At 41.5% G+C, this 2,857-nt stretch carries 3 protein-coding genes; all 3 read right to left on the reverse strand.

All coding sequences use genetic code 11. The features are described 5' to 3' along the window. Window positions 1-49: 49 nt before the first annotated feature. On the reverse strand, window positions 50-934 hold the full coding sequence (locus F6K38_RS31175) for an RNA-guided endonuclease InsQ/TnpB family protein (RefSeq protein WP_287358935.1): 885 nt from the start codon (window positions 932-934) through the stop codon (window positions 50-52). A 153-nt stretch (window positions 935-1,087) separates the two neighbouring features. Next, window positions 1,088-1,498 carry a hypothetical protein gene (locus F6K38_RS31180; protein ID WP_008185177.1) on the reverse strand — a complete coding sequence of 137 codons (411 nt, stop codon included), beginning with the start codon at window positions 1,496-1,498 and terminating at the stop codon, window positions 1,088-1,090. 162 nt (window positions 1,499-1,660) lie between these two features. Continuing rightward, window positions 1,661-2,374, reverse strand: a complete 714-nt coding sequence (locus F6K38_RS31185) for a hypothetical protein (RefSeq protein ID WP_008185175.1) — start codon at window positions 2,372-2,374, stop codon at window positions 1,661-1,663. Window positions 2,375-2,857 lie beyond the last annotated feature (483 nt).

Below are 2,857 nucleotides of genomic sequence, written 5' to 3' on the forward strand. Positions count from 1 at the left end.
GGCCACCAGGTCGTTAGACCGGACTACGCAGCGTGCCGGAGACGAAACCTTAGAAGAGTGCAGCCTTACAACAAAACCTGCCACCTTTGATGCATAGCCTACCAACTATAAAGGCTGCACTCTTCTTACGGTAACTTCTAACCAGTCTCTTGGCATGCTCTTCACGTCGCCTACTTATACTAAGGTGATGCCTAGCTAGTCTATTAATTGCTTTTTTACGATTGGCTGTTCGCGAAGCGTGGCCTACGGCCTTGCCTTTATTTTTCCGAGAAACTCGGCGTTGATAAAACTTTAATCTCTTTTCCCCAGTCCTGTAAAAACGGGGATTGGGTTCTGTCTTGCCATCAGAATTGGTATAGAACTCTTTTAGCCCTACGTCTAACCCGATAGTCTTTTTTGATGGCTCTATTTCCTCGTTGTTATCAACTGACACGCAAAATTGGACATAGTAGCCATCAGCCCTTTTTACGATCCTGACTCGCTTAATTTGCTTCTTGTCGAAGCGCCACAAGTCCCATGTACCCTTGAGCTTAAGTTTTCCAATCCCTTTCTTGTCGCTGAATGTTATTGACTTTTTATCAGGGTAAAGTTTCCATCCTGACTGCTTATATTCGACTGAACGGCAGTGTTTTTGGAATCGGGGAAATCCTTTCTTTCCAGGTACTTTCTTTTTGCAGTTGTCATAGAAACGGGCGATCGATGACCATGCTCTTTCTGAGGCAGCCTGGCGAGCCGTTGAGTTTAACTCATTAGCAAATGGAAATTGATGAGCCAATACTTTACTGTACTTGCTGAGATCAAATTTGTTGGTTCCTTTATTATCCATCCATAACCTGATACAGCTATTACGGATGAATTTTACTGTCCTGATAGCCTCATCAATTGCTGAGTATTGACTCTTTTTTCCTTTGACTTTGAATTCCATAATAATCATCGGTTATCGACCTCTACCGCTCTTAATTTATTCTACAACATCTATAGTAAAATTACGGAACATTTTTAGAATATTTTCTCAAGGCGGCTAAAGCCGCTGTGAGTCTTCATCCCCGGTTTAAAAATGCGGGGCTTTCGACTTGTACGTCCCCGGCTAAATAACTTCACCTTCGATCGTTTCAGGAACGATTATATTATTGCCATCTGCAAATATTTCAAAAAGACTGTCAAAAACGCAGGCTACTTGGTCAATACCCTTGTAAACTGTGTTGTTGAGAATCAAGATGGAGTCTTCGGAATAGTCAGAGATAATGTCCTCTAGGTCGGAGTTTGCCCATGCATTAATGTGGTGTTCCCATACCTTTCTCGTTTCCTCTGTTGTTTCATCGGCACGCCAGTTATAATAGGCTACCAAATTGGTGTTCAAGCTCGGTTCCGCGTTCCCAACAGAAGCATCTGCAAGTACTGGAGCGGAAAAACACGCCCAGCAAAGCCCGATTGCGATCGCAGTTAATATCCCGGCTTTTAACCACTTCAAACGTCCCAAAATACTTATATAAATCATAGACTATCTTTTTATAACTCTTCAATAAGCTAACAATACTTTTTAGTTGTGACCTCTCAGCTTTTTGGCTGAGGTATTTATAGCTGCTCAATGAGCAATTGGCAACTTTGGAATCTTCCGGGAAAGTAAAACCAATAAGAGAAGACATCAATATCTAACGGTTCAGTTAGAAATTTTAATCGGATGATATTCGATCGCCATCCAGATACAATCCGTATCTGAATAATACTGATGCCACGGATAGGTATATTGCTGGTTTTCGTGTACTTCACAAAAAGGAACGATCTGGGTGTATCCCTCAGTCATCAAGAGATCTTCATAGAGAGTCCCAAAATCCTCTTCTTTGAACTTCTGCATTCGTCCCTGTCCCAAGACTTGGGTGTGAATTTCAAGAAAGTCATGTTGGTTATGGATGGCACAATTGGTACGAGAAGGGGCATACCAAAGGTTAACTTTAACAGAGAACTTTTCTTGTTGATGGGGTGTACTCGATTGCCTTGCCATAAAATAGGGATCGACTTCTATAATTCCAGCCTCATCTTGAGGAGACTTCCACAGCGGTACATCTTTGGGGAAGTCGATCAAATTACCTAATAGATTCCACCCTGGCTCAAAGACAATCTTGCCGATGTTTTTGCTCTCTACTACCTCCAGCAAAAGTAAGGATTTGGCTTTTTGGACAGTAGTATCTTTGAGGATGGTCGATGAAAAAGCCGGAATAATGCTGGTGTTCGTTTCGCTCAGGTAAGCATCTGTCTCTTCAGGATTAACGGTGATAGTACGACTGTTAATGGGATAATTTTCCACATTTTCAACGTACTTCCCATCTATGTAGGCACCGGAAAAGTTAAGTTGTTTAACTTGGTTAGCTTTCATCGGTTTTTGACACAGAATTAAAGGACTAGCTACCTAAGAGGTTGTCTGATAAGTCTCATTTGCTACATCCAAGCCCCCGTTGGTCCCCCAAGCGAGCAATCCCTCGCTTGGGGGACTTTTAGCAGCAAATTGATTCTTCCCCACCGGTGCGCACCGCATAATTGGGGGGCTAGGGGGCAAAATTCAGTATCAAAAAACTTTTTAGATATCCTCTAAGGCGGAAGGCAAAATGAAGAATGGTGAATGCTGAAAGCAGAATACATAAAGCAGAATTATAAATTCTCATCAATTCTTAATTATACATTCTTAATTATACATTCTTAATTCTTCATTCTTCATTATTAAAACCTCTTATCCAAAAATTGCAGAAGATAAGAAAACTACTCCTACTGAGCAGATACCAAAGCCTAAAATTCGCATCAGTGGGAAGGGTTGATCTCTCCATTGTTTGATCAAGCTCTTACTCAGGTATAGTGCTAGGAT

This window comes from Moorena sp. SIO3B2 (assembly GCF_010692525.1).
Classification (GTDB): Bacteria; Cyanobacteriota; Cyanobacteriia; order Cyanobacteriales; family Coleofasciculaceae; genus Moorena; species Moorena producens.

What these genes read in the sequence shown, in the direction of transcription:
- F6K38_RS31185 (WP_008185175.1), bottom strand. Translation starts at nt 2,374, where the DNA reads ATGAAAGCTAACCAAGTTAAACAACTTAACTTTTCCGGTGCCTACATA.
- F6K38_RS31175 (WP_287358935.1), bottom strand. Translation starts at nt 934, where the DNA reads ATGATTATTATGGAATTCAAAGTCAAAGGAAAAAAGAGTCAATACTCA.
- F6K38_RS31180 (WP_008185177.1), bottom strand. Translation starts at nt 1,498, where the DNA reads ATGATTTATATAAGTATTTTGGGACGTTTGAAGTGGTTAAAAGCCGGG.